This is a genomic window from Scandinavium sp. UTDF21-P1B, assembly GCF_040750395.1.
Classification (GTDB): Bacteria; Pseudomonadota; Gammaproteobacteria; order Enterobacterales; family Enterobacteriaceae; genus Scandinavium.
The window spans coordinates 283,011-306,534 of record NZ_JBFLVD010000018.1; the positions used below are offsets into that span (position 1 = coordinate 283,011).

General features: G+C 56.2%; 22 protein-coding genes. 12 read left to right on the forward strand and 10 right to left on the reverse strand.

Annotated features, from left to right (window positions below; translation table 11 throughout):
• Positions 1-21 precede the first annotated feature (21 nt).
• The 3 genes from rpe to trpS are packed head-to-tail and all read left to right on the forward strand — an operon-like array spanning position 22 to position 2,450.
• Complete coding sequence (rpe, locus tag AB1287_RS16435) at positions 22-699, forward strand: ribulose-phosphate 3-epimerase (RefSeq protein ID WP_312628438.1); 678 nt, start codon at positions 22-24, stop codon at positions 697-699.
• Positions 692-1,453, forward strand: a complete 762-nt coding sequence (gene gph, locus AB1287_RS16440) for a phosphoglycolate phosphatase (protein ID WP_435618454.1) — start codon at positions 692-694, stop codon at positions 1,451-1,453. Before rpe ends, gph begins: the two co-directional genes overlap by 8 nt.
• The gene (gene trpS / locus AB1287_RS16445; protein WP_312628440.1) at positions 1,446-2,450 is read left to right on the forward strand and encodes a tryptophan--tRNA ligase; all 1,005 of its coding nucleotides are present in this window, start codon (positions 1,446-1,448) and stop codon (positions 2,448-2,450) included. The genes gph and trpS overlap by 8 nt, the downstream gene beginning before the upstream one ends.
• Before the next feature lie 155 nt (positions 2,451-2,605).
• Here the strand turns inward: trpS and cysG are convergent, their stop codons facing one another.
• The 3 genes from cysG to nirB form a co-directional block, all read right to left on the reverse strand.
• Positions 2,606-3,979 (reverse strand): siroheme synthase CysG, encoded by a 1,374-nt coding sequence (gene cysG, locus AB1287_RS16450; RefSeq protein WP_435618455.1) that lies wholly within the window; start codon positions 3,977-3,979, stop codon positions 2,606-2,608.
• 61 nt (positions 3,980-4,040) lie between these two features.
• Positions 4,041-4,367 carry a nitrite reductase small subunit NirD gene (nirD, locus tag AB1287_RS16455; RefSeq protein WP_435618456.1) on the reverse strand — a complete coding sequence of 109 codons (327 nt, stop codon included), beginning with the start codon at positions 4,365-4,367 and terminating at the stop codon, positions 4,041-4,043.
• Positions 4,364-6,907, reverse strand: coding sequence for a nitrite reductase large subunit NirB (nirB, locus tag AB1287_RS16460; protein WP_312628443.1), 2,544 nt, complete (start codon positions 6,905-6,907; stop codon positions 4,364-4,366). The genes nirD and nirB overlap by 4 nt, the downstream gene beginning before the upstream one ends.
• Positions 6,908-7,148: 241 nt before the next feature.
• Here nirB and AB1287_RS16465 point away from each other — a divergent pair, with 241 nt between their 5' ends.
• Entirely contained in the window at positions 7,149-8,465 is a 1,317-nt protein-coding gene (locus AB1287_RS16465; RefSeq protein WP_312628444.1) for a cytosine deaminase, read from the forward strand.
• 9 nt (positions 8,466-8,474) lie between these two features.
• Here AB1287_RS16465 and tsgA read toward each other — a convergent pair whose 3' ends face one another.
• Positions 8,475-9,659: an MFS transporter TsgA gene (tsgA, locus tag AB1287_RS16470; RefSeq protein ID WP_435618457.1), complete on the reverse strand. Its 1,185-nt coding sequence runs from the start codon at positions 9,657-9,659 to the stop codon at positions 8,475-8,477.
• 280 nt (positions 9,660-9,939) lie between these two features.
• Here tsgA and ppiA point away from each other — a divergent pair, with 280 nt between their 5' ends.
• From ppiA to argD, 5 genes are all read left to right on the forward strand, one after another.
• Complete coding sequence (ppiA, locus tag AB1287_RS16475) at positions 9,940-10,512, forward strand: peptidylprolyl isomerase A (RefSeq protein ID WP_312628446.1); 573 nt, start codon at positions 9,940-9,942, stop codon at positions 10,510-10,512.
• Positions 10,513-10,618: 106 nt separating this feature from the next.
• Entirely contained in the window at positions 10,619-10,786 is a 168-nt protein-coding gene (locus tag AB1287_RS16480) for a YhfG family protein (protein WP_312628448.1), read from the forward strand.
• Entirely contained in the window at positions 10,776-11,378 is a 603-nt protein-coding gene (locus tag AB1287_RS16485) for a putative adenosine monophosphate-protein transferase Fic (RefSeq protein WP_435618458.1), read from the forward strand. The genes AB1287_RS16480 and AB1287_RS16485 overlap by 11 nt, the downstream gene beginning before the upstream one ends.
• Positions 11,379-11,409: 31 nt before the next feature.
• Complete coding sequence (gene pabA, locus AB1287_RS16490; protein ID WP_435618459.1) at positions 11,410-11,973, forward strand: aminodeoxychorismate synthase component 2; 564 nt, start codon at positions 11,410-11,412, stop codon at positions 11,971-11,973.
• A gap of 79 nt (positions 11,974-12,052) precedes the next feature.
• A complete protein-coding gene (argD, locus tag AB1287_RS16495) occupies positions 12,053-13,270 on the forward strand; it encodes a bifunctional acetylornithine/succinyldiaminopimelate transaminase (RefSeq protein ID WP_435618460.1) in 1,218 nt (405 codons plus the stop codon).
• Between the two features lie 3 nt (positions 13,271-13,273).
• Here argD and AB1287_RS16500 read toward each other — a convergent pair whose 3' ends face one another.
• Positions 13,274-15,346 (reverse strand): YccS/YhfK family putative transporter, encoded by a 2,073-nt coding sequence (locus AB1287_RS16500; RefSeq protein ID WP_435618461.1) that lies wholly within the window; start codon positions 15,344-15,346, stop codon positions 13,274-13,276.
• A 59-nt stretch (positions 15,347-15,405) separates the two neighbouring features.
• On the reverse strand, positions 15,406-16,038 hold the full coding sequence (crp, locus tag AB1287_RS16505; protein ID WP_000242758.1) for a cAMP-activated global transcriptional regulator CRP: 633 nt from the start codon (positions 16,036-16,038) through the stop codon (positions 15,406-15,408).
• Positions 16,039-16,344: 306 nt separating this feature from the next.
• On the opposite strand from crp, the gene AB1287_RS16510 reads away from it, so the two are divergent.
• Positions 16,345-16,749 carry an OsmC family protein gene (locus tag AB1287_RS16510; protein WP_097163476.1) on the forward strand — a complete coding sequence of 135 codons (405 nt, stop codon included), beginning with the start codon at positions 16,345-16,347 and terminating at the stop codon, positions 16,747-16,749.
• 94 nt (positions 16,750-16,843) lie between these two features.
• On the opposite strand, the gene AB1287_RS16515 is transcribed toward AB1287_RS16510, so the two are convergent.
• The 4 genes from AB1287_RS16515 to AB1287_RS16530 form a co-directional block, all read right to left on the reverse strand.
• Complete coding sequence (locus tag AB1287_RS16515) at positions 16,844-17,710, reverse strand: phosphoribulokinase (RefSeq protein WP_312628454.1); 867 nt, start codon at positions 17,708-17,710, stop codon at positions 16,844-16,846.
• Between the two features lie 36 nt (positions 17,711-17,746).
• Positions 17,747-17,965 carry a YheU family protein gene (locus AB1287_RS16520; protein WP_312628456.1) on the reverse strand — a complete coding sequence of 73 codons (219 nt, stop codon included), beginning with the start codon at positions 17,963-17,965 and terminating at the stop codon, positions 17,747-17,749.
• Entirely contained in the window at positions 17,962-18,984 is a 1,023-nt protein-coding gene (locus AB1287_RS16525; RefSeq protein WP_435618462.1) for a hydrolase, read from the reverse strand. Before AB1287_RS16525 ends, AB1287_RS16520 begins: the two co-directional genes overlap by 4 nt.
• A 98-nt stretch (positions 18,985-19,082) precedes the next feature.
• The gene (locus AB1287_RS16530; protein ID WP_435618463.1) at positions 19,083-20,987 is read right to left on the reverse strand and encodes an ABC transporter ATP-binding protein; all 1,905 of its coding nucleotides are present in this window, start codon (positions 20,985-20,987) and stop codon (positions 19,083-19,085) included.
• Between the two features lie 180 nt (positions 20,988-21,167).
• Here AB1287_RS16530 and kefG point away from each other — a divergent pair, with 180 nt between their 5' ends.
• Positions 21,168-21,719, forward strand: coding sequence for a glutathione-regulated potassium-efflux system ancillary protein KefG (kefG, locus tag AB1287_RS16535; RefSeq protein ID WP_312628511.1), 552 nt, complete (start codon positions 21,168-21,170; stop codon positions 21,717-21,719).
• Positions 21,719-23,524 (forward strand): glutathione-regulated potassium-efflux system protein KefB, encoded by a 1,806-nt coding sequence (kefB, locus tag AB1287_RS16540; RefSeq protein WP_312628461.1) that lies wholly within the window; start codon positions 21,719-21,721, stop codon positions 23,522-23,524. Before kefG ends, kefB begins: the two co-directional genes overlap by 1 nt.

Here is a 23,524-nt window from a genome sequence, read left to right on the forward strand (position 1 = left end):
ATCGTTTTCAAGGAGATGCGGATGAAACAGTATTTGATTGCCCCTTCGATTCTGTCGGCCGACTTTGCCCGTCTGGGTGAAGATACTGCGAAAGCCCTGGCCGCAGGCGGCGATGTGGTTCACTTCGACGTGATGGACAACCACTACGTACCGAACCTGACGATGGGCCCGATGGTGCTGAAAGCGCTGCGCAAATACGGCATCACCGCCCCGATTGACGTGCATCTGATGGTCAAACCCGTTGACCGCATCATTCCTGATTTCGCGGCGGCGGGTGCCAGCATTATCACCTTCCACCCGGAAGCGTCTGAGCATGTTGATCGCTCCCTGCAGTTGATTAAAGAGCACGGCTGCAAAGCGGGGCTGGTGCTGAACCCGGCCACGCCGCTGAGCTACCTCGATCACGTAATGGATAAACTTGACGTGATCCTGCTGATGTCCGTCAACCCGGGCTTTGGTGGCCAGTCTTTCATTCCGCACACGCTTGAAAAGCTGCGTGAAGTTCGTCGTCGAATTGATGTGTCTGGTCTGGATATTCGCCTGGAGGTTGACGGCGGCGTGAAGGCGAACAACATCGGCGAAATTGCGGCGGCGGGTGCGGATATGTTCGTTGCCGGGTCGGCGATCTTCGATCAGCCAGACTACAAGAAAGTGATTGATGAAATGCGCAGTGAACTGGCAAAGGTAAGTCATGAGTAAATCAGAAACAATTCGGAGCGTAGCTTTCGACCTCGACGGTACGCTGGTCGACAGCGCGCCTGGATTAACCGCCGCGGTGGACAGCGCGCTGTACGCGCTCGAACTGCCCACCGCGGGCGAAGAACGCGTGATTACCTGGATTGGTAATGGTGCCGATGTGCTGATGGAGCGAGCGCTGAAGTGGGCTCGCCAGGAGCGTGCTACGCTGCGTAGTCAGCAGGGAAAACCTTCCGTCGATCATGCGGATATCCCACAGGAAGAGCAGCTGCGCGTGCTGCGCAAACTGTTTGACCGCTATTATGCTGAATTTGCCGAAGAGGGCAGTTATCTGTTCCCGGCAGTTGCCGAAACTCTGGCAGTGCTGCATGCGAAAGGTTTGCCGCTGGCGCTGGTGACGAATAAGCCATCACCGTTCGTGGCACCGATTCTTGAAGCATTAGATATCGCTAAATATTTCTCCGTTGTCGTCGGTGGCGATGACGTGCAGAACAAAAAGCCGCATCCGGAGCCGCTGCTGCTGGTGGCCAATAAGCTTGGCCTCACCCCGGAAGCGCTTCTGTTCGTTGGTGATTCGCGCAATGACATTCTTGCCGCCTCTGCGGCCGGTTGTTGTTCCGTAGGCCTGACATACGGCTACAACTACGGTGAAGCTATCGCCGACAGCAACCCCGACTTCGTATTTGACCATTTTAACGATTTGTTGCCCTTGCTCGGGCTCCCGCACAGTGAAACTCAGGAAGTGAAAAATGACTAAGCCCATCGTATTTAGTGGCGCACAGCCGTCCGGTGAATTGACCATTGGTAACTACATGGGTGCGCTGCGTCAGTGGGTGAACATGCAGGATGACTATCACTGCATCTACTGCATCGTTGACCTGCATGCCATCACCGCTCGTCAGGATCCGGAAAAGCTGCGTAAGGCAACGCTGGATACGCTGGCGCTCTATCTGGCCTGCGGTATCGACCCGCAAAAGAGCACTATTTTCGTTCAGTCTCACGTGCCGGAGCACGCACAGCTGGGCTGGGCGCTGAACTGCTACACCTACTTCGGTGAACTGAGCCGCATGACCCAGTTCAAGGATAAATCCGCACGTTACTCCGAAAACATCAACGCCGGTCTGTTTGACTACCCGGTGCTGATGGCCGCCGACATTCTGCTGTATCAGACTAACCAGGTACCAGTGGGTGAAGATCAGAAGCAGCATCTGGAGCTGAGCCGTGATATCGCCCAGCGCTTTAACGCCCTGTACGGTGACGTATTTAAAGTGCCTGAGCCGTTCATTCCGAAATCCGGCGCGCGCGTGATGTCGCTGCTGGAGCCGACCAAGAAAATGTCCAAGTCAGACGATAACCGCAACAACGTGATCGGCCTGCTGGAAGATCCGAAATCCGTGGTGAAGAAGATCAAGCGTGCAATGACCGACGGCGACGAACCGCCAGTAGTGCGCTACGACGTGCAGAACAAAGCAGGGGTTTCCAACCTGTTGGATATTCTCTCCGGCGTCACCGGGCAGAGCATTTCTGAGCTGGAGCAGCACTTCGAAGGGAAAATGTACGGTCACCTGAAGGGCGAAGTGGCCGAAGCGGTGTCCGGCATGCTGACTGAGCTGCAGGAGCGTTATCACCGCTTCCGCAACGACGAAGCGCTGCTGCAGCAGATCATGCGTGACGGTGCGCAGAAGGCGAGCGCGCAGGCTGCAGAAACGCTGAAAGCGGTGTATAAAGCGATTGGTTTTGTTGCGAAACCGTAACTGAGATTGCCCGGGGCACTTCGTCTGCACGGGCATTGCCGGATGGCGCTATGCTTATCCGGTCTACGTTTGATTGCGAAACCTAACTTCTATGACGGGCGTGCTTCAGCGCCATCCGGCAAGAAAAAAGGCAGGGAAACCTGCCTTTTTGCGTTTTAGTGGTGAGAGAACCAGTTCAGCTTTTCCCTGAGGGCCACCACGCGCCCGACGATAATCAATGCCGGACTGGCAACCTGCTGCGCCAGCTCGCTGAGCTGTGACAGTTCGCCGCTCACCACGCGCTGGCTGATGGCCGTTCCGTTTTCCACCAGGGCGACGGGCATATCCGACGGCATGCCATGCTCCAGCAGCTTTTGCTGAATGGTTGCCGCCTGATTCAGGCCCATATAGAACACCAGCGTCTGTTTTTCGGCGGCCAGGTTATTCCAGTCGAGCTCGGCCCCGGTTTTCAGGTGGCCGGTGACCAGCCGCACGCTTTGGGCGTAATCGCGGTGCGTCAGCGGAATGCCTGCATAGGCTGAACAGCCTGACGCGGCGGTGATCCCTGGCACCACAGAGAAAGGGATACCCGCGTTGCACAGCGTTTCCAGTTCTTCGCCGCCGCGGCCAAAGATAAACGGATCGCCACCCTTCAGGCGCACCACGCGTTTTCCTTTTTGCGCTTCACGCAGCAGGATCTGGTTAATTTCTTCCTGCGGCACGCAGTGATAGCCCGCGCGTTTGCCGACGAACACGCGATCGGCATCGCGGCGAACCAGGTTCATGATGTCATCGGAGACCAGGCGGTCGTAGACCACGATGTCCGCCTGCTGGATCTGCTGTAAGCCTTTGAGCGTCAGCAGTCCGGCATCTCCCGGTCCGGCGCCGACCAGCACCACCTCACCCCGGTTGTCCAGTGGTTCGCTGAGTAAACGCTCTGTGGTTTCAGCGATGGCCTGTTCGTCCTGATTTGCCAGCGATTGTGCCAGGCGATCGTTCACAAACAGCTTTTCCCAGAAGCGGCGACGCTCGCTCATGCCCGCAAACTGCTGTTTCACTCGCCCGCGCAGCTTACCTGCGTAGTGAGCAACCTGGCCAAGATGCTGAGGCAGGATCGCTTCGAGTTTTTCTCGCAGCAGGCGTGCCAGCACCGGCGATGTACCGCCGGAAGAGACGGCCACCATCAGCGGCGAACGGTCGATGATTGACGGCATGATAAAGCTCGCCTGCTTTGGCGCGTCGACCACGTTGCAGAAAATACGGCGTTTTTCGGCCTCTGCGCTGACGCAGGCGTTCACCGCATCGTCATCGGTCGCGGCAATCGCCAGCCAGCAAGGATCCAGCAGCGAGGAATCAAACTCCCCTTCGACCAGAGTCAGAAGGCCCGCTTCGGCCCACACGCGAAACTGGGGAACGAAGTCGAGTGCGTTTACCGTCAGGCGTGCGCCTGCATCCAGCAGCAGTCGGGCTTTGCGTTCCGCAACATCGCCACCGCCAACGAGCAGGCAGTCACGATCGCGCAGCTGGCAGAAAATGGGTAAGTGATCCATGGGAATCTCGCCGATAGAAGGGGAAAACAAATCCGGCGGCAGAGCGCCGCCGGAGGGGACATCAGGCTTTTAATTGTACCTGACCGTCTTTAACACGCACATCAAAATGCGCAACGGAGTGGCTTTCATCTTCCATGCACAGACCGTCGCTGAGGCGGAAGCGCTGTTTTTTCAGCGGGCTGGCTACCCACAGCTCACCGTTGTGTTCGGCGATCACCCCGCGGGAGAGGACGCTGGCGCGGAAGAACGGATCGATGTTGCTGATAGCGAAGATTTGCTCGTCATGATACGGGCGGAAAAGCGCCACCTGCTCGTGGCCAACCAGCGCACACACGCCGGTCTGCGGCAGGATGTCGTTGATGTGGCAAATGTTTACCCACTGGCTCATGCGTTTTCCTCCACCAGAGTGACCGGGATACGTTCGAACGGCGTGGCCGGACGATGCTGTTCGCGCTCAGGCACGATCTGCACGTTCGGGTCACGCTGCTTGCTGTTCACAAAGTGCTGGAAGCGAGTTTGCGCAGCCGGGCTGTTGACGGTTTCCGTCCACTCGCAGGCGAAAGCATCGCGCAGGCGCGCCAGCTCTTCTTCCAGATGGTCGTTCAGGCCGAGCTTGTCGTCGATGATGACCGCTTTCAGGTAGTCGATACCGCCTTCGAGGTTATCGAGCCATGGTGCGGTACGGGTCAGTTTGTCGGCGGTACGGATGTAGAACATCATGAAGCGGTCGAGATATTTGATCAGCGTTTCTTTATCGAGATCGGCCGCCAGCAGGTCTGCGTGGCGCGGTTTCATGCCACCGTTACCACAAACGTACAGGTTCCAGCCTTTTTCTGTCGCGATAACGCCGACGTCTTTGCCCTGGGCTTCCGCACATTCACGGGTACAGCCCGACACGCCAAACTTCATTTTGTGCGGGGTGCGGATGCCTTTATAGCGGTTTTCCAGCTCAACGCCGAAGCCGACGCTGTCGCCCACGCCGTAGCGGCACCAGGTGCTGCCGACGCAGGTTTTTGCCATGCGCAGCGCTTTTGCGTATGCGTGGCCGGTTTCGAAGCCCGCCTCAATCAGCTGACGCCAGATTTCCGGCAGGTCGTCCTTCTGGGCACCGAACAGGCCGATACGCTGGGAGCCGGTGATTTTGGTGTAGAGATTAAATTCCTGCGCGATACGGCCAACGACCATCAGGCCTTCTGGCGTAATTTCACCACCAGCGGAGCGTGGGATCACCGAGTAGGTGCCGTCTTTCTGGATGTTGGCGAGGAAGTTGTCGTTGGTGTCCTGCAGCGGCGTGTGCTGCGGTTTGAGGATGTACTCATTCCAGCAGGAAGCCAGCAGGGAACCAACGGTAGGCTTACAAACTTCGCAGCCGTAGCCTTTGCCGTATTTTTTCAGCAGTTCGTCGAAGGTTTTGATGCCTTCGACGCGGATCAGGTGGTACAGCTCCTGGCGGGAGAAAGCGAAGTGCTCGCAAAGGTTGTTATTAACTTCAATGCCTTGTTTCGCCAGTTCGGCGTTCAGCACCTGGGTAACCAGCGGAATACAACCACCACAGCCGGTGCCAGCTTTGGTTTCGGCTTTCAGCGCGGCAACGGTATGGCAGCCCTTGTTGATGGCGCTGACCAAATCGCCTTTGGTCACGTCGAAGCAGGAGCAAATCTGCGCGCTATCCGGCAGTTTGTCGACGCCGATAGCCGGCTTGCCGCTTGCGGCATGGGCGGGTAGGATCAGCGCATCCGGGTTTTCAGGCAGCTCAATGGCGTTCAGCACCAGCTGCAGCAGGTTGCCGAAGTCGCTGGTGTCGCCAACCAGCACCGCGCCGAGCAGGGTTTTGTTATCCGGGCTGACGATCAGGCGTTTGTAGACTTCTTTGCTTTCGTCGAGATAAACGTAGCTGCGTGCGCCCGGCGTGCGGCCATGCGCATCGCCGATACCGCCAACGTCCACGCCCAGCAGCTTCAGCTTGGCACTGAGGTCTGCGCCTTCAAAGGCATTTTCTTTGCCGAGAATGTGGTCGACTGCAACCTGAGCCATTTTGTAGCCCGGTGCCACCAGGCCGTAAACGCGGTTGTTCCAGCTGGCGCATTCGCCGATGGCATAGATATCCGGGTCGGAGGTTTGGCAGGTGTCATTCACCATGATCCCACCGCGCTGACCGGTTGCCAGGCCGCACTGGGTTGCCAGCTTGTCGCGTGGACGAATGCCGGTGGAGAAGACGATGAAGTCGATTTCGAGTTCGCTGCCGTCGGCGAAGCGCATGGTTTTACGCGCTTCCGTGCCTTCCTGCACGATCTCCTGAGTATTTTTGCCGGTATGGACCTTCACGCCCATGCTTTCGATTTTACGCTTCAGCTGGTCGCCGCCCATTGGGTCGAGCTGTTCTGCCATCAGCATCGGAGCAAATTCGATGACGTGGGTTTCAACACCGAGGTTTTTCAGGGCACCTGCGGCTTCGAGGCCTAGCAGGCCACCGCCGACGACCGCGCCGCGCTTGCTGCGACGGGCGCAGGCTTCAATGGCATTCAGATCTTCAATGGTGCGGTAAACGAAGCAATCCTGCGTTTCAGAGCCTTTGATCGGTGGGATCCACGGGTAAGAGCCGGTGGCCATGATCAGCTTGTCGTAAAACACGGTACGACCCGCACTTGAGTGAATCACCTTCTCCTGGCGGTTAATAGTGATGGCGCGTTCGCCCACCAGTACTTTTACGCCGTGCTTCTCATAAAACCCTTCACGTACCAACGAAAGTTCTTCCGCCGTGTGGTGAGAGAAGTAAGATGAAAGATGGACGCGGTCGTAGGCGATACGGGGTTCTTCACAGAAGACGGTAATCTCAAACTGATCGGCGGGGGCTTTATCGAGAAGATCCTCAATAAAGCGGTGGCCGACCATGCCGTTACCGATAATTGCGAGTCTGACTTTGCTCATTTTTGCCTCGATTTCTTTTCTATTACCGCCTACCTTAACGATTCAGCATGGTGACTTATTGATATACATCAATTACGCCTTTATCTACTCCTTAATGGGTAGTTTATTGATTTATCAGGATTTTTATAAGTTTCGGAAATGTCAGACTTTTCTGTTCTGGTGAAATAACAGACAAAAAGTGCGGGTTTTAACCTACGGCTGGATCAGAGCGTTCAGCGCGTCGATTCGCGGGAGAATAAAAATGGGTACAACACCGTTGTGGCTGATTGAAAACGTGCGTTTGCCGGGGCGCGAAGGATTGTGGCAGCTGGGGATTGAGGAGGGACGCTTCCACTCGATTATCCCGATGGGGGAAACCCGGCACGAAAGTTTAGAGGTCCTCAATGCCCGCGGCGGCCTGGCCATTCCACCGTTTATCGAGCCGCATATTCATCTGGATACAACGCAGACCGCCGGAGAGCCGAGCTGGAACCAGTCCGGGACGCTGTTTGAGGGCATTGAGCGCTGGGCGGAACGTAAGTCGATGCTCACCCACGAAGACGTAAAAGCGCGCGCCTGGAAAACCCTGAAGTGGCAAATCGCCAACGGTATCCAGTTTGTGCGCACGCATGTGGACGTATCCGATCCGACGCTGACGGCGCTCAAAGCGATGCTGGAAGTGAAGAAAGAAGTCGCGCCCTGGGTTGACGTGCAGATCGTCGCCTTCCCGCAGGAGGGGATTCTTTCCTATCCCGACGGCGCGGTGCTGCTGGAAAAAGCGCTTCAGCTTGGGGCGGATGTAGTCGGTGCTATCCCGCACTTTGAATTCACGCGCGAATACGGCGTGGAGTCGCTGCATATCGCGTTCGCACTGGCGAAAAAATACAACCGGCCGCTCGATATCCACTGCGATGAAATCGACGATGAGCAGTCGCGCTTTGTCGAAACGGTTGCCGCGCTGGCGCTGAAAGACGGCATTGGCCCACGCGTGACCGCCAGCCACACCACGGCGATGCATTCCTATAATGGCGCGTATACCTCGCGACTGTTCCGACTGCTGAAGATGTCGGGTATCAACTTTGTTGCCAACCCGCTGGTGAATATTCATCTGCAGGGCAGGTTTGACGATTACCCGAAACGCCGTGGCATCACTCGTGTGAAAGAGCTGCTTGCCGCGGGCATTAACGTCTGTTTCGGTCATGACGACGTATTTGACCCGTGGTATCCGCTCGGTACCGGCAACATGCTTCAGGTACTGCATATGGGGCTACACGTTTGCCAGATGATGGGGTATCAGCAAATCAACGATGGGCTGAACCTGATTACGCACAACAGCGCACGCACGTTTGGCCTTGCGGATTACGGCATCGAAGTGGGGAATACGGCGAACCTGATTATTTTACCTGCGGAAAATGGCTTTGAAGCGGTGCGCTGCCAGGTGCCGGTGCGCTGGTCGATTCGTCAGGGAAGAGTGATTGCGACGACGCAGCTGGCGCAAACCTGGGTGCAGATGGACAACGGCGGGGAAGAGGTGTTCTTTACGCGAAACAGCCCCTTCACGGAACGCAAAGGGGCGTAGGGTCTGACCTTAGTGGGTCGCTGCTGCCGTGTTGTGCTGGCGGTGGCGACTGACAAAGCCAAGAACGAAGCACATTACGAACACCACGGCGTAGAGGCCGTTGGCGGTGTGCAGGGCGGCCAGCGGGCCGCTATGGGCGACAATCGGGCCGGTGACCACGAAGGTCAGCATGGTGCCGATGGTGCCGCAGGTGAGGACGAAATTCACCAGTTTTGGCGAAGCCACTTTGGTCTGCAGGGAACCCAGCGTAATGATTGAGGTGTAAATCGCGCTGGAGAAGAAGCCCAGAGTCAGAATGAACCACGGCATGTTGTCCGGCGAACCATTAATGAACAGATACATCAGGACGGTAGCGAGGCCTGCCAGCAGGGTCAGAATGCGCTGCAGGTCGAAGAAGCGCAGGATAAAGCTGAACGCCCACATGCCGAACATATAAGACATCCAGAAGTCACTTACCAGCTTGCCCGCATCGCCGAGGCTCATGCCCAGACCTTTCGCATACTCAGGTACCCAGGAGATAAAGCCCAGCTGGCCGAGGATATAGCACAGGGCTGCAATCGACAGGAACAGCACGCCGATGCCCCATTTTTCTTTGGCGACAGGTTGTGCATTCTGTTCTGCTTTTTTCCCCAGCACCGGGAATTCACAGCCGAAGGTCAGGATGAAAATCGCCACGTAAACCAGTCCGATACAGGCATAAACCCAGTACCATTCGATGCTGCGCGCCAGCAGATAAGCGGCAACCATCGGGAAGATCATGCCCGCCATGCTGAAGAAGGAGTCAGTAAACAGCAGGCGTGCGCCACGCTGGCGGCCTTCATACATATGGGTAATCAGGAAGGTCCCGATCGACATGGTGATCCCGCTGACGAGTCCGAGCACGAACATCGAGGCAGAGAACAGCGCGAGGCTGTGGCTGGTCATCAGACCGGCGACGGCGAGCACCATCAGAATAAAGCCAAAGCGCAGCTGGGTTTTCAGCGGTACGATTTCCATCAGCCAGGCGTTGAGGAAGATAGAAATGAGAATACCGGCGTTCAGGAAGGTGAAGGTGTTGCTCATGCTGGAAACCGGCAGATGGAAATAATCTGCGATATTGCCCATCACCATTCCGGTGACGATCACCAGCGCCCCGGTCAGGGCGTAGGAGAAGAAGCTGATCCATGTGAGCTTGATGCGATTGCTGTTAGTCATGACTGGCCTGTGAATAGAACTGTAAGACGCATTGACAATGCGTGGGGTGGACAGATTTTATGCATAACAGTGACCGAGGCAAATGTTTATTATGAAATCGATGAAATAATTCCTAATGTTAAGTGACTTCTATCACATTCCTGCAGTGCAGGGGCTGCCGTCTGCCAGGTTACAACTGTTTCTGTTACGTAAACTTGAGTAAAAGGCTGGTCTGCGAGTCGAGAGCCTTTTAGAATCAAGCGATTCGCAGACTCTCTCGTTCCCGTTTTAAGGAATTCACATGCTCAAATCTACTCTGGCTGCCGTGGCGGCTGTATTTGCACTTTCGGCCGTTTCCTCTGTGGCACTGGCCGCAAAAGCCGACCCGCACGTCCTGCTGACAACGTCTGCCGGTAATATTGAGCTTGAGCTGAACAGCGAAAAAGCGCCTGTTTCCGTGGAAAACTTTGTGAACTACGTCAACAGCGGGTTTTACAGCAATACCACGTTCCACCGCGTGATCCCGGGCTTTATGATTCAGGGCGGCGGCTTTACCGAACAGATGCAGCAGAAGCAGCCGAACCCGCCGATTAAGAACGAAGCCGACAACGGCCTGCGTAATACCCGTGGCACCATCTCCATGGCGCGTACCGCCGACAAAGACAGCGCAACCAGCCAGTTTTTCATCAACGTGGCGGACAACGCTTTCCTCGATCACGGCCAGCGTGATTTCGGCTATGCGGTATTTGGTAAAGTTGTGAAAGGGATGGATGTGGCCGATAAGATTTCTCAGGTGCCTTCTCACGACGTTGGCCCGTACCAGAATGTGCCGACAAAACCTATAGTTATCCTCTCTGCAAAAGTTCTGCCGTAAATCTGTCCTGTGCGGGCTGCCGAGCCCGCTCTGTGCTGGCCTTTCTGCGTAACCTGAAATTGCTGCTTATACTTGTGGCAAAAGGGGAACCGTCAGGGAGGTCCAGATGAAAAAGCTTACCGATAAGCAAAAATCCCGCCTCTGGGAGAAGACCCGTAACGCTAATTTCCAGGCCAGTCGCCGTCTGGAAGGCGTTGACACGCCGTTAGTGACGCTGAGCAGCGACGAGGCGCTGGCGCGCATTGAGGAACTTCGGAGGCACTATGAGCGATAAAATCGGTGACGATCGCGATCCTTACCTCTATTCCGGCCTCAATGTTATGCGCAATCGTCTCGGTATTCATGAGGCGCACCGACTGGAACAGGCCGCCTACGAGTTAACATCGCTTCGTGCGGCAACACTGGGTCTTGGTCCAGCCACTCGTGGCCTGCCCTGGCTCTGCGCCATTCACCAGCAGCTCTATCAGGACGTGTTTGACTGGGCCGGGAAATATCGGGAAGTCGATATCTATCAGGGCGACACGCCGTTCTGCCATTTCGCCTGGATTGAAAAAGAGGGCAATGCGCTGATGCGTGACCTCGAAGAAGAGGCATATCTGACGGGGCTTGGGCGCGAGGAGTTTGTCGCCCGGCTGGCGCATTATTACTGCGAAATAAATGTTCTGCATCCGTTCCGTCTTGGGAATGGCCTGGCGCAACGCATCTTCTTTGAGCAACTGGCCATCCATGCCGGATACGTGCTGCACTGGGGCGATATCTCACCGGATGCCTGGAGCCAGGCGAACCAGAGCGGGGCGATGGGGGATTTGCAGCCGCTAATAACGCTGTTTGCTAAAGTGGTCAACGAAGCGCAGGAAACTGGGTAGAATAGCGCGGTTTGATGTCACCGGAGCCGCCATGATCCTGCTTATTGATAACTATGATTCGTTTACCTGGAACCTTTACCAGTATTTTTGTGAGCTCGGTGCAGAGGTGCTGGTCAGGCGTAACGATGACATCACGCTGGATGAAATAGCTGCGCTTGCTCCGACTAAAATCGTCATTTCTCCCGGCCCCTGCACGCCGGATGAATCCGGTATTTCGCTGGAGGTAATCCGCCACTATGCCGGCAAAACGCCCATTCTTGGCGTCTGTCTGGGTCATCAGGCCATTGCCCAGGTCTTTGGTGCCACCATCGTGCGCGCAGCAAAAGTTATGCACGGGAAAACCTCCCCGATTACGCACAGCGGCCAGGGCGTTTTCAGCGGACTGAATAACCCACTCACCGTCACGCGCTACCATTCTTTGGTCATCGATCCGCCAACTCTTCCACCTCTCTTTGACATCAGCGCCCGTAGCGACACCGGTGAAATTATGGGGATTCGCCATCGGGAATGGGACCTTGAGGGCGTTCAGTTCCATCCCGAAAGCATTCTCAGTGAGCAGGGGCACAGGCTGCTGGAAAACTTCCTCCTGCGATAATACGCCTTGCCATGGTGTGATTTATTATGCATATTTCGTGATTATATTTTCATAATCATTGCTGCGTAAGAGGATTGTCATGGCGACTGAACAAGCTGCAATTACCCGTGCCACGTTTGATGAAGTGATCCTGCCTATTTATGCCCCGGCAGAATTTATCCCGGTGAAGGGCAAAGGTAGCCGCATCTGGGATCAGCAGGGCAAAGAGTACGTTGATTTCGCCGGGGGAATTGCGGTGACCGCGCTGGGGCATTGTCATCCCGCGCTGGTCGAAGCGCTGAAAACTCAGGGCGAAACGCTGTGGCATACCAGCAATGTGTTCACCAATGAACCCGCATTGCGCCTGGGCCGTAAGCTTGTGGCTGCCACGTTTGCCGAACGCGTGGTGTTTATGAACTCCGGCACTGAAGCCAATGAAACGGCCTTCAAGCTGGCGCGCCATTATGCCTGCGTACGCCACAGCCCGTTCAAAACCAAAATCATTGCTTTCCACAACGCGTTCCATGGCCGCTCGCTGTTTACCGTGTCGGTTGGCGGACAGCCAAAATATTCTGACGGCTTTGGGCCGAAGCCCGCCGATATCATTCACGTGCCGTTCAACGATCTGCACGCGGTGAAAGCGGTGATGGATGACCATACCTGTGCGGTTGTTGTGGAGCCTATTCAGGGTGAAGGTGGCGTTATGGCGGCCACGCCGGAGTTCCTCAAAGGGCTGCGCGCGCTGTGCGACGAACATCAGGCTTTGCTGGTGTTTGATGAAGTGCAGTGCGGCATGGGGCGTACCGGCTCGTTGTTCGCTTATCAGCATTACGGCGTGACGCCGGACATCCTTACCAGTGCTAAAGCGCTGGGTGGCGGCTTCCCGGTTAGCGCAATGCTTACCACTGAAGAGATTGCCAGCGCATTCCATGTCGGCTCACATGGTTCGACCTACGGCGGTAATCCGCTGGCGTGCGCGGTGGCTGAAGCGGCGTTCGATATTATCAATACCCAGGACGTGCTGAACGGCGTGAATGCCAAACGCGAACTTTTTGTGAAGCATCTTCAGCAGATTGACGCTGAGCTGGACGTATTCAGCGACGTGCGCGGTATGGGCCTGCTGGTTGGCGCCGAGCTGAAGCCGCAGTACAAAGGGCGGGCGCGTGATTTTCTGCACGCTGCGGCGCATGAGGGCGTGATGGTGCTCAATGCTGGGCCGGATGTGATGCGCTTCGCGCCATCGCTGGTGGTGGATAACGCAGATATCGAAGAAGGGATGAAACGCTTTGCTGCGGCGGTTAAGAAGATAGTGGGATGATTTTTATGCCCGACGCTTCAACCAAATCCCATGATGTGGACGCTGGCGCCATGCCACCGACGAAATGGTGTGCATGGTGCTGAGGTGGCCCAGAATCCGCTGTAAATGCTGCTCCACGGTGCTTAACGGCCCGTGGGTCAGCACCTCCGCTGACTCCATGATGTTCGTATCTCCGCTACCGCCCGGCTCGTCATACTCCAGCCGCTGCTGACAGCGCTGCAGCGCAATTTCACAGGACTGTAAATAGCGCTCCGCCAGATCTTCCGTCAGCATGTTGTGCTCGCGCGCAAGCGTGGTCATCGCGTTGATGTGCTCAACGATGAACTGGCTGTGCGTCACCCACAGTTTCATATCTGCCAGATAGTGAGAGTTGAAGCCGGGCTCCTGCATCGCCTGATTTAGCGAGTTAAACAGCGCGTTGTGCGCCTGATTCACCCGCATACGTTGATACGCCAGCGCGGGTGCCTGCGGGTCGTTGCTGAGGATGAGGCGAATGGCTTCCTGATCCGCTTCCAGCGCCTGCTGGGCATTCTTTCGCAGCAATCCGCTTTGCCACTGCGGCCAGAGCCAGACCATGCCACCAAAGGCAATCAGGCAGCCTATCAGCGTGTCGATCAGGCGGGCGACAATGAACTGATCGCCATTCAGCGTCAGCAGCTGAATGGTATACACCGCGGTGACCGTAAAACCGACGGTCGCCCAGCCGTAGCTTTTACGGATAATCAAATAGCTCACCAGCGTAATAATCAGCATGGCCGCCAGCGCGTAGCCTTCAGGGGCATGAAAGTGCAATGTGATACCGGCGATGGTCAGCCCGGCAAGCGTGCCTGCTGCGCGGTGAAAAATTCGTACCCTCGTTGCGCCGTAGCCGTTCTGCGTGACCAGAAGAACCGTCATCAGGATCCAGTAAGGTTTGGGCAGGTGCAACGCGGACCCCATCAGGCTGGCGATGCTCAGCATGACGCTGATGCGCGCCGCATTGCGCAGTGCAGCTGATTTTAGTGACAGATAACTTTTCAGCGCGGCAAACAGCGGCAGGCGTCGCTCGTTATCAGCCATCAGGTTGCGTGGGTAGAGCGGTCTTTGCATGCGTAGTACCCGCGCAATGCGGCCAAAGTGCCAGACGCAAAACTGCCCGACGGGATTATCCGGATGCTGGCGGGCGATCTTTTCCAGCGCGCCGATCTGCTTATCCATGCTAAAGCGTAGCGGAAAGCGGTGATACAGAATGTCATCGGCCATCACCCGCAGACGTGCGGCGATGGTTTGTGCGTTCCAGCGGATCACCGCTTCGGCGTGGCTACGCTCGACCAGCTTTTGCACCTCGGCGGGCTGATGCAGGCTGACGGAGATGTGCTCCTGTAAATCGAGCCCCATCTGAAAGGCGCGCAGCAGGCGTTTATAATCGTGGTTTTTGTTAGCGGCGAGCATATGCAGCTGCTGATAGCACTGGGTAATGAGATCAACGGCCTTTTGCTGGCGAGTCAGCAGCGGTGGCAACGCTTTTTCCGGATCGGTGTGCTGGGTCAGCAGGCTGTATTTGGCTTCGCAGTAATCGGCCAGCTGGCGGTAAAGCAGGCTCAGGGACTCGCGCAGGGGCTGTTCGCGCCACATCCAGAACCAGAACCAGTTAAACAGCCCGTACCACAGCGTGCCCAGCGCGTAGATAAGCAGCGGCTGCCAGACAGGCATGTTACCCGCGAGGCTCAACGTAAAAATCGAGGCGATCAGCGATGCGGGCAGCAGACGCGCATGCAGCGAACTGATTTCGGCGGTAACGCCCAGGGTCATTGCCAGGACGGTCAGAATTAAGGGCAGCGGCACGGTGTGTGCCAGCAGCAGCTGTACCGCCAGGCTGCATCCGGCAAACAGCGAACCACCAACAATCAGGCGTTTAAAGAAGCGCTTGTGGGGCGTGTCGAGACCGGCAATGTTGCAGCAGGCCGGGACTAAGGAGAACAGCAGACCGTACTTGAGATACCCCAGCACCAGGCCGATAGCCACAGGGGTGCATAACACCAGGGTTTGCCGCAGTGCGTAGTTAATTTCCGGGTGATAAATTAGCCTGCGCCACATAGCAATAGCAGTAGAGACAAAAACGGCGTACTGCAGGAGCAATACGCCGTCAAGCGAACTTAGCGGGTGCCGTAAACGACGATGGTTTTGCCGTGCGCGGAGATCAGGTTCTGATCTTCCAGCATTTTCAGGATACGGCCAACGGTTTCACGGGAGCAGCCCACGATCTGACCGATTTCCTGACGGGTGATTTTGATTTGCATACCGTCCGGGTGGGTCATGGCATCGGGCTGTTTTGCCAGGTTCAACAGCGTCTGCGCGATACGACCGGTAACGTCGAGGAAGGCAAGGTTACCTACTTTTTCAGAAGTGACCTGCAGGCGACGTGCCATCTGAGAAGAGAGGCGCATCAGAATATCCGGATTCACCTGGATAAGCTGACGGAATTTTTTATAGGAAATTTCAGCCACTTCACAGGCGGTTTTCGCCCGGACCCATGCACTACGCTCCTGGCCTTCTTCGAACAGGCCAAGCTCACCGATGAAATCGCCCTGGTTGAGGTAAGAGAGAATCATCTCTTTGCCTTCTTCGTCCTTGATGAGTACTGCCACAGAGCCTTTCACGATGTAGTACAGCGTTTCTGCTTTTTCACCCTGGTGAATCAGCGTGCTCTTGGAGGGGTACTTATGAATATGGCAATGAGACAAGAACCATTCAAGGGTAGGGTCTGTTTGCGGTTTGCCAAGCACCATGCGCGGTTATCCTCTGTTATAAGCTGACTCCAGCGGCAGACACGACACTGCCACTGGCTTTGCATTCATATCCTTCCCTGTACCTGGGAAGTCGGCTGTCGGATTTGACTGCAGCCTGTTGTCTGATGTCCTCTGCATACATGCATTACTTCAATGTATTACTGTAGCATCCCGACTGTTTTAGCATAGCTTTTGCCGCGTGTCTCCTGGTGTCTCGCTTCAGCATGACGCACGTCGCCTTCCGTTGCGAGATTTGTTATGTGCGCGTAATCTGTCAGGAAAATTGCAACTCTGGAGTTAACAATTATGCAAGCGCGTGTGAAATGGGTTGAAGGCTTAACCTTCCTCGGTGAGTCAGCTTCTGGCCACCAGATCCTGATGGACGGCAACTCCGGGGATAAAGCGCCAAGCCCGATGGAAATGGTGCTGATGGCAGCAGGGGGGTGCAGTGCGATAGACGTTGTTTCCATCCTGCAAAAGGGCCGTCATGACGTGACGGACTGTGAAGTGAAGCTCACTTCAGAGCGTCGCGAGGAAGCGCCGCGCCTGTTTACCCACATCAACCTGCACTTCATCGTGACCGGTAAAGATCTGAAAGAAGCTGCGGTATCGCGTGCGGTGGATCTGTCTGCGGAAAAATACTGCTCTGTGGCGCTGATGCTGGAGAAAGCGGCGAAAATCACCCACTCGTTTGAAGTGGTGGAAGGGTAATGCCCTCTACGGCCTGATGCCCTCACCCCGATCCTCTCCCCGTGGGAGAGGGAGCAAACATTAAAAACCTTCTCTTCAGAGAAGGTTTTGCAATTTATATCGCCCGACCTTCTATTAACCGCTCGACCAGCGGCGTCATAATCAGCTCCATCGCCAGCCCCATCTTCCCGCCCGGCACCACCAATGTATTCATGTGAGAAATGAATGAGCCCTGCAGCATCGCCAGCAGCCAGGGGAAATCAATGTCGCCCAGGTTCTGGAAATGGATCACCACAAAGCTTTCATCCAGCGACGGGATGCTTTTGGCGGCAAACGGGTTTGAGGTATCTACTGTCGGTACGCGCTGGAAGTTGATATGCGTGCGGGAAAACTGTGGGGTAATGAAGTTGATGTAGTCTTCCATGGAGCGGACGACGGAATCCATTACCGCTTCACGCGAATGCCCGCGCTCGCTCATATCGCGGGTAAGTTTCTGGATCCACTCGAGGTTCACAATAGGCACGACGCCGACCAGCAAATCGACGTGTTTCGCCACATCATGTTGAGGCGTCACCACGCCGCCGTGCAGCCCTTCATAAAACAGCACGTCGGTGGGTTCTGGAAGCGGCTGCCACGGCGTAAAGGTGCCCGGTACCTGATTCCACGGTACGGCTTCGTCATAGGTGTGCAGATATTTTCGTGACTGGCCTCGCCCGCTCTGGCCGTAGGTGAGAAACGTCTGCTCCAGCAGGCCGAAGTCGTTAGCGTCCGGGCCGAAATAGCTGATGTGGCGACCCATATCGCGGGCTTTGCGGATGGCCATGTCCATTTCGGGGCGGGTATAGCGGTGAAAGCTGTCGCCTTCGACTTCCGCGGCCTTCAGGTTGAGCTGGGCGAAGATTTTACGGAAGGCGAGGCTGGTGGTGGTAGTTCCTGCGCCGCTGGAGCCCGTTACGGCGATCACCGGGTGTTTGGCAGACATGACGACTCCCTGAATCAGCAATAGTGATGAGTATAGTCAGCCGTGGAATTGAGTGCGGGGGAGGATATTCACCGTTTCGTGCAGTTCGGACCACACCAGAACGACGTCCCCACGCTGCAATTGTTGTTTTACATCGGCGACTTTATCTTCAAGCGAACGTTCATGTTCACCATAATCGGTGCCTTCGCGCAACACAAAGGTTTCAATCAGATTATCAAGCGTTTCGGGAGCCAGATCCTGCCAGGGGATAATCATGCCACTTTCCCCAGAAAGCGGCTCAGCCAGTCCGGAATGCGCTTTTCGAGCCACATTTCCGGGCGACGGATCGTGCCGCCAATAAACCCGACGTGGCCGCCGTATTCCGTCAGCTGATACAGAATATTCGGCGGAAGCTCTTCCTGCGCGGGGATGGAGTGGTGATCCATAAACGGATCGTCCTTGGCGTGAATGATCAGCGTCGGTTTCGTTATCTTGCTCAGTACAGGCATGGCACTGCACTGGCGGTAATAGTCGATCGCATCGGCGAAGCCGTGGATTTTCGAGGTGATTAAATCGTCAAACTCCCGGATGCGGCGTACGCTCTTCAGGCGTTTGAGATCCACCGGCAACGTACCGGGATAGGCTTTCAGCTTACGGGCGGCGTTTGCCTTCAGCAGGTTCAGTAGATAGCGCTGATACACACGTGAGAAGCCTTTATCGATGTGGTAGCTACAGGCTTCCAGCATAAAGGGGGCGGAAACGATAACGGCGGCATCCAGCGGCGTATTCTCACCTTCTTTCGCCAGCAGGCAGCCGAGCATGTTACCGCCGAGTGAATAGCCAACGGCGGCGGTTGGCACTTCGCCAAACTCCCGGCGTAGCCAGGAGAGGAACCAGGTGCCGTCTTCGGTTTCGCCGGAGTGATAGATGCGCTCTTTGCGGTTGGGCTCGCCGCTGCAGCCGCGAAAATGCATCACCACGCCGAGCCAGCCTCGCTGTTTAGCCGCGTTGATCAGACCGTGGGCGTAAGGGCTGTACAGGCTACCTTCCAGGCCATGAAACACCACAAGGCGTGGTTTGTGCCGTGCCTGATTGGGATCTTCACTCCAGGCCAGATCGACAAAATCCCCGTCCGGCAACTCCAGGCGCTGCCAGTGAGGCGTGAACAGCACTTTGCGGCGAAGAAGACGCGGCAGCATGGTCTGCAAATGGCAGTTGCTGACGCCTTTCATCGGCACAAAGGTGTCACTCTCTTGTGGAGGGACGTCGAACTCTATGGGGGTGATCTGAGCCATTACACCTACTACTGTCGTGAAAAAAACCTGTCTACTATACCGTCAGGAAGGTTTGATGTTTATGAAAATGAGCTTCAGTGTGCTTTTGTTGAGCTTATTCACTCTTCCTGAAGCATCTGTTCGAGCTGCTCGTGAGCCTCAAGCCATGCCATTTCACACTCTTCGAGCCCGGACTTCGCGCTGGCCTGCTGTTGGAGGCACTCGGTAAGTTCAGCTTTGCGGGCCTGATCGTACAGGCCGCTGTCGCCGAGTTTCTCTTCCGCTGCTGACAGCTTCGCGTTGAGTTTCTCCATCTCTTTTTCGAGGCGCGTAATCTCTTTACGCAGCGGCTGCGTCAGGGTGCGAAGTTCCGCTTCACGGCGCTTTTGATCCTTACGTGCCTGGGCGCTGTTGGCATTCTCTTTCGGTGCTTCGTCAGGCTGATTTTCCTGTTTCTGCACATCGCTCAGCCACTGCTGATAATCTTCCAGATCGCCATCGAAAGGTTCCACTTTTCCATCGTGAACCAGATACAGATCGTCGGTGGTGGAGCGCAGCAGATGGCGGTCGTGCGAGACAACAACCAGCGCGCCTTCGAATTCGATTAACGCTTCGGTCAGCGCCTGACGCATGTCGAGATCCAGGTGGTTCGTCGGTTCATCGAGCAGCAGCAGGTTCGGTCGCTGCCAGACAATCAAAGCCAGCACCAGACGGGCTTTCTCACCGCCGGAGAAACGACGCGTCTCTTCGCTGACTTTGTCACCCTGGAAGCCGAAGCCGCCGAGGTAATCACGCAGCTGTTGTTCCAGCACCTGCGGTGCCAGGCGCGCCAGATGCTGCAACGGTGATTCGTCGGCGCGTAAAAATTCCAGCTGATGCTGTGCGAAGTAGCCGAGCTTGATGCCTTTCGCCAGGCCAATCTCTCCGCTCTGTGCGGCCAGTTCGCCCGCCAGCAGTTTAATCAGCGTGGATTTACCGGCTCCATTTCGGCCTAACAGACCGATACGTGAACCTGGCACCAGGTTGAGCTTAATGGAGTCCAGAATGGTGCGGTCGCCATACCCGGCGCTCACTTTTTCCATTTTAAGCAGCGGGTTGGGCAGGCTTTCCGGCTGGCGGAAGCTGAAGTGGAACGGGTTATCGACGTGCGCCGGGGCAATCAGCTCCATGCGCTCCAGCATTTTCACGCGGCTTTGCGCCTGCTTGGCTTTTGAGGCTTTGGCCTTAAAGCGGTCGATAAAGCTTTGCAAATGCGCCACTTTTTGCTGCTGGCTTTCATACATCGACTGCTGCTGAGACAGTCGCGTGGCGCGCTGGATCTCAAACGAAGAGTAGTTGCCTGTGTACTCAAACATCGACTGCTGCTCGATGTGAATAATTTTGCCAACGACGGGATCGAGGAAATCGCGGTCGTGGGAAATCAGGATCAGCGTGCCCTGATAGCTCTTTAGCCATTTCTCCAGCCAGATAACCGCATCGAGATCGAGGTGGTTAGTAGGCTCATCAAGCAGCAGCAGATCGGAACGGCAAATCAGCGCCTGCGCCAGGTTCAGACGCATCCGCCAGCCGCCGGAGAAATCGCTGGTAGGGCGTTCCAGCTGCTCGTTGCTGAAGCCCAGTCCGTGCAGCAGGCTGGAAGCGCGGGCGCGAATCGTCCACGCATCGATGGCGTCCAGCTTGCCGTGCACGGTGGCGATGGCGTGGCCGTCGTTGCGCTCGTTGGCGGCATTCAGTTCGGCTTCCAGCTGACGATATTCGCGGTCGCCGTCTATCACATAGTCGAGCGCGGGCTGTGGCAATGCCGGCGTTTCCTGGTTGACCCAGGCCAGCTGCCAGTTGCCGGGATAGGTAAAACTCCCGCCATCGGCGCTAATCTCGTTCTTTAACAGCGACAGCAGCGTGGATTTGCCGCAGCCGTTTTTTCCCACCAGGCCTACTTTTTGCCCGGGGTTAATGGTGGCTGTGGCGTTATCCAGCAGGACACGCACGCCGCGACGAATTTGTAACGAGGAGAAAACAATCATAAGGCGCCGTATGTTCAGACTATGTTAAATTGTCATTATGATAATGTAGTGTGGTGACGCAGCGCGACACCGGGCGGCAATGGTAGCCCAAAACAACAACGTCAGACAAAAGTATTCAGGTCCACCCTGAGCAAGTTAGGGGGCAACGGACCTGATTGTTCTTATACCGGGAGGGGAATGATGTCAGAGACAGCAAAAGTATTGCTGCTGTATGCCCATCCGGAATCTCAGGACTCGGTGGCCAACCGGGTTTTGCTTAAGCCGGCTCAACAGCTTGAAAACGTGACCGTACACGATCTGTACGCGCACTATCCTGATTTTTTTATCGACATTCCGCGTGAGCAAAAGCTGCTTCAGGAACATGACGTCATCGTGTTCCAGCATCCGCTTTATACCTACAGCTGCCCGGCATTGCTGAAAGAGTGGCTCGATCGCGTGCTCAGCCGCGGATTTGCCAGCGGCCCGGGAGGGAATCAACTGGCGGGAAAGTACTGGCGCAGCGTCATTACTACCGGTGAGCCAGAAAGTGCCTGGCGTCATGACTCTCTGAACCGCTATTCAATGAACGACATTTTGCGCCCTTTTGAGCTTACGGCGGGGCTGTGCCGCATGCACTGGATGAATCCGATAATTATTTACTGGGCACGTCGTCAGCCGCCTGAAGAGCTGGCGAGCCATGCCAGAGCTTACGGCGACTGGCTGGCTAATCCTGTTGCGACGGGAGGACGCTGATGGAAGGTTCCGATCTGTTACTCGCCGGTGTGCTTTTCCTGTTTGCCGCTGTGGTCGCCGTACCGCTGGCTTCCCGCCTGGGCATTGGTCCGGTGCTGGGCTATCTGCTGGCGGGTATTGCTATTGGTCCGTGGGGCCTGGGTTTCATCAGCGACGTGGACGAAATTCTGCATTTTTCCGAGCTCGGCGTGGTGTTCCTGATGTTTATTATCGGGCTGGAGCTGAATCCGTCGAAGCTCTGGCAGCTGCGGCGCTCCATTTTCGGCATCGGTGCGGCGCAGGTTTTGCTAAGCGCGGCGGTGCTGGCGGGCCTGCTGATGCTGACGCAATTCTCCTGGCAGGCCGCGGTGATCGGCGGGATTGGTCTTGCTATGTCATCGACGGCGATGGCGCTTCAGCTGATGCGCGAGAAGGGCATGAACCGCAACGAGGGCGGTCAGCTCGGCTTTTCGGTGCTGCTGTTCCAGGATTTAGCGGTGATCCCCGCGTTGGCGCTGGTGCCGCTGCTGGCAGGGACCGGCGACGATCACCCTGACTGGGTTAAAATCGGCCTTAAGGTATTAGCGTTTGCCGGAATGCTCATCGGCGGCCGTTATTTGCTGCGCCCGGTGTTCCGCTTTATTGCCGGTTCGGGCGTACGTGAAGTGTTCACAGCGGCGACGCTGCTGCTGGTGCTGGGCTCCGCTTTGTTTATGGATGCGCTTGGCCTGTCGATGGCGCTCGGTACTTTTATCGCAGGCGTTCTGCTGGCAGAAAGCGAATATCGCCACGAGCTGGAAATCGCCATTGAGCCTTTCAAAGGGCTTTTGCTGGGGTTGTTCTTCATTTCAGTAGGGATGGCGCTGAATCTTGGGATCCTCTACACCCATCTGCTGCTGGTACTGGCGGGCGTGGTGGTGCTGGTAGCGGTGAAATATCTGGTGCTGTATCTGCTTGCGCGACTGTATGGCCTGCGCAGTTCTGAACGCACGCAGTTTGCCGGCGTCCTGAGCCAGGGCGGGGAATTTGCCTTTGTGTTGTTTTCCACGGCTTCGTCCCAGCGGCTGTTTCATCACGATCAAATGGCGCTGCTGCTGGTGACGGTCACGCTGTCGATGATGACCACGCCGCTGCTGATGAAAATCGTCGATAAAGTCTTGTCACGCCGCCTTAATGGCCCGGAAGAAGAAGATGAGGCCCCGTGGGTGGAGGACGACAAGCCGCAGGTGATCGTGGTCGGCTTCGGGCGTTTCGGTCAGGTGATTGGTCGTCTGCTGATGGCGAATAAGATGCGCATTACCGTACTGGAGCGGGATATCAGCGCGGTTAACCTGATGCGCAAGTATGGCTATAAAGTTTACTACGGGGACGCGACTCAGATTGAACTGCTGCGTTCGGCAGGAGCGGAAGAGGCGCAATCCATAGTGATCACCTGCAATGCGCCAGAAGACACTATGAAGCTGGTGGAGATTTGCCAGCAGCACTTCCCGCATCTGCACATTCTGGCCCGCGCCCGTGGGCGTGTGGAAGCTCACGAGCTTCTGCAGGTCGGCGTGAAGCAATTTTCACGTGAGACATTTTCCAGTGCGCTGGAGCTGGGGCGCAAGGCGCTCATTACGCTGGGCATGCATCCGCATCAGGCGCAGCGCGCTCAGCTGCATTTCCGCCGTCTGGATATGCGAATGCTACGGGAGCTGATGCCGGTGCACTCGGATACCCAACAAATCTCCCGTGTGCGGGAAGCCCGGCGCGAGCTGGAAGAGATTTTTCAACGCGAAATGCAGCAGGAACGACACCAGCTGGACGGCTGGGACGAATTTGAATAA

Bases quoted from the DNA above. Each gene is read 5' to 3' on its own strand.
- rpe (WP_312628438.1), top strand. From the start codon at position 22: ATGAAACAGTATTTGATTGCCCCTTCGATTCTGTCGGCCGACTTTGCC.
- gph (WP_435618454.1), top strand. From the start codon at position 692: ATGAGTAAATCAGAAACAATTCGGAGCGTAGCTTTCGACCTCGACGGT.
- trpS (WP_312628440.1), top strand. From the start codon at position 1,446: ATGACTAAGCCCATCGTATTTAGTGGCGCACAGCCGTCCGGTGAATTG.
- cysG (WP_435618455.1), bottom strand. From the start codon at position 3,979: ATGGATCACTTACCCATTTTCTGCCAGCTGCGCGATCGTGACTGCCTG.
- nirD (WP_435618456.1), bottom strand. From the start codon at position 4,367: ATGAGCCAGTGGGTAAACATTTGCCACATCAACGACATCCTGCCGCAG.
- nirB (WP_312628443.1), bottom strand. From the start codon at position 6,907: ATGAGCAAAGTCAGACTCGCAATTATCGGTAACGGCATGGTCGGCCAC.
- AB1287_RS16465 (WP_312628444.1), top strand. From the start codon at position 7,149: ATGGGTACAACACCGTTGTGGCTGATTGAAAACGTGCGTTTGCCGGGG.
- tsgA (WP_435618457.1), bottom strand. From the start codon at position 9,659: ATGACTAACAGCAATCGCATCAAGCTCACATGGATCAGCTTCTTCTCC.
- ppiA (WP_312628446.1), top strand. From the start codon at position 9,940: ATGCTCAAATCTACTCTGGCTGCCGTGGCGGCTGTATTTGCACTTTCG.
- AB1287_RS16480 (WP_312628448.1), top strand. From the start codon at position 10,619: ATGAAAAAGCTTACCGATAAGCAAAAATCCCGCCTCTGGGAGAAGACC.
- AB1287_RS16485 (WP_435618458.1), top strand. From the start codon at position 10,776: ATGAGCGATAAAATCGGTGACGATCGCGATCCTTACCTCTATTCCGGC.
- pabA (WP_435618459.1), top strand. From the start codon at position 11,410: ATGATCCTGCTTATTGATAACTATGATTCGTTTACCTGGAACCTTTAC.
- argD (WP_435618460.1), top strand. From the start codon at position 12,053: ATGGCGACTGAACAAGCTGCAATTACCCGTGCCACGTTTGATGAAGTG.
- AB1287_RS16500 (WP_435618461.1), bottom strand. From the start codon at position 15,346: ATGTGGCGCAGGCTAATTTATCACCCGGAAATTAACTACGCACTGCGG.
- crp (WP_000242758.1), bottom strand. From the start codon at position 16,038: ATGGTGCTTGGCAAACCGCAAACAGACCCTACCCTTGAATGGTTCTTG.
- AB1287_RS16510 (WP_097163476.1), top strand. From the start codon at position 16,345: ATGCAAGCGCGTGTGAAATGGGTTGAAGGCTTAACCTTCCTCGGTGAG.
- AB1287_RS16515 (WP_312628454.1), bottom strand. From the start codon at position 17,710: ATGTCTGCCAAACACCCGGTGATCGCCGTAACGGGCTCCAGCGGCGCA.
- AB1287_RS16520 (WP_312628456.1), bottom strand. From the start codon at position 17,965: ATGATTATCCCCTGGCAGGATCTGGCTCCCGAAACGCTTGATAATCTG.
- AB1287_RS16525 (WP_435618462.1), bottom strand. From the start codon at position 18,984: ATGGCTCAGATCACCCCCATAGAGTTCGACGTCCCTCCACAAGAGAGT.
- AB1287_RS16530 (WP_435618463.1), bottom strand. From the start codon at position 20,987: ATGATTGTTTTCTCCTCGTTACAAATTCGTCGCGGCGTGCGTGTCCTG.
- kefG (WP_312628511.1), top strand. From the start codon at position 21,168: ATGTCAGAGACAGCAAAAGTATTGCTGCTGTATGCCCATCCGGAATCT.
- kefB (WP_312628461.1), top strand. From the start codon at position 21,719: ATGGAAGGTTCCGATCTGTTACTCGCCGGTGTGCTTTTCCTGTTTGCC.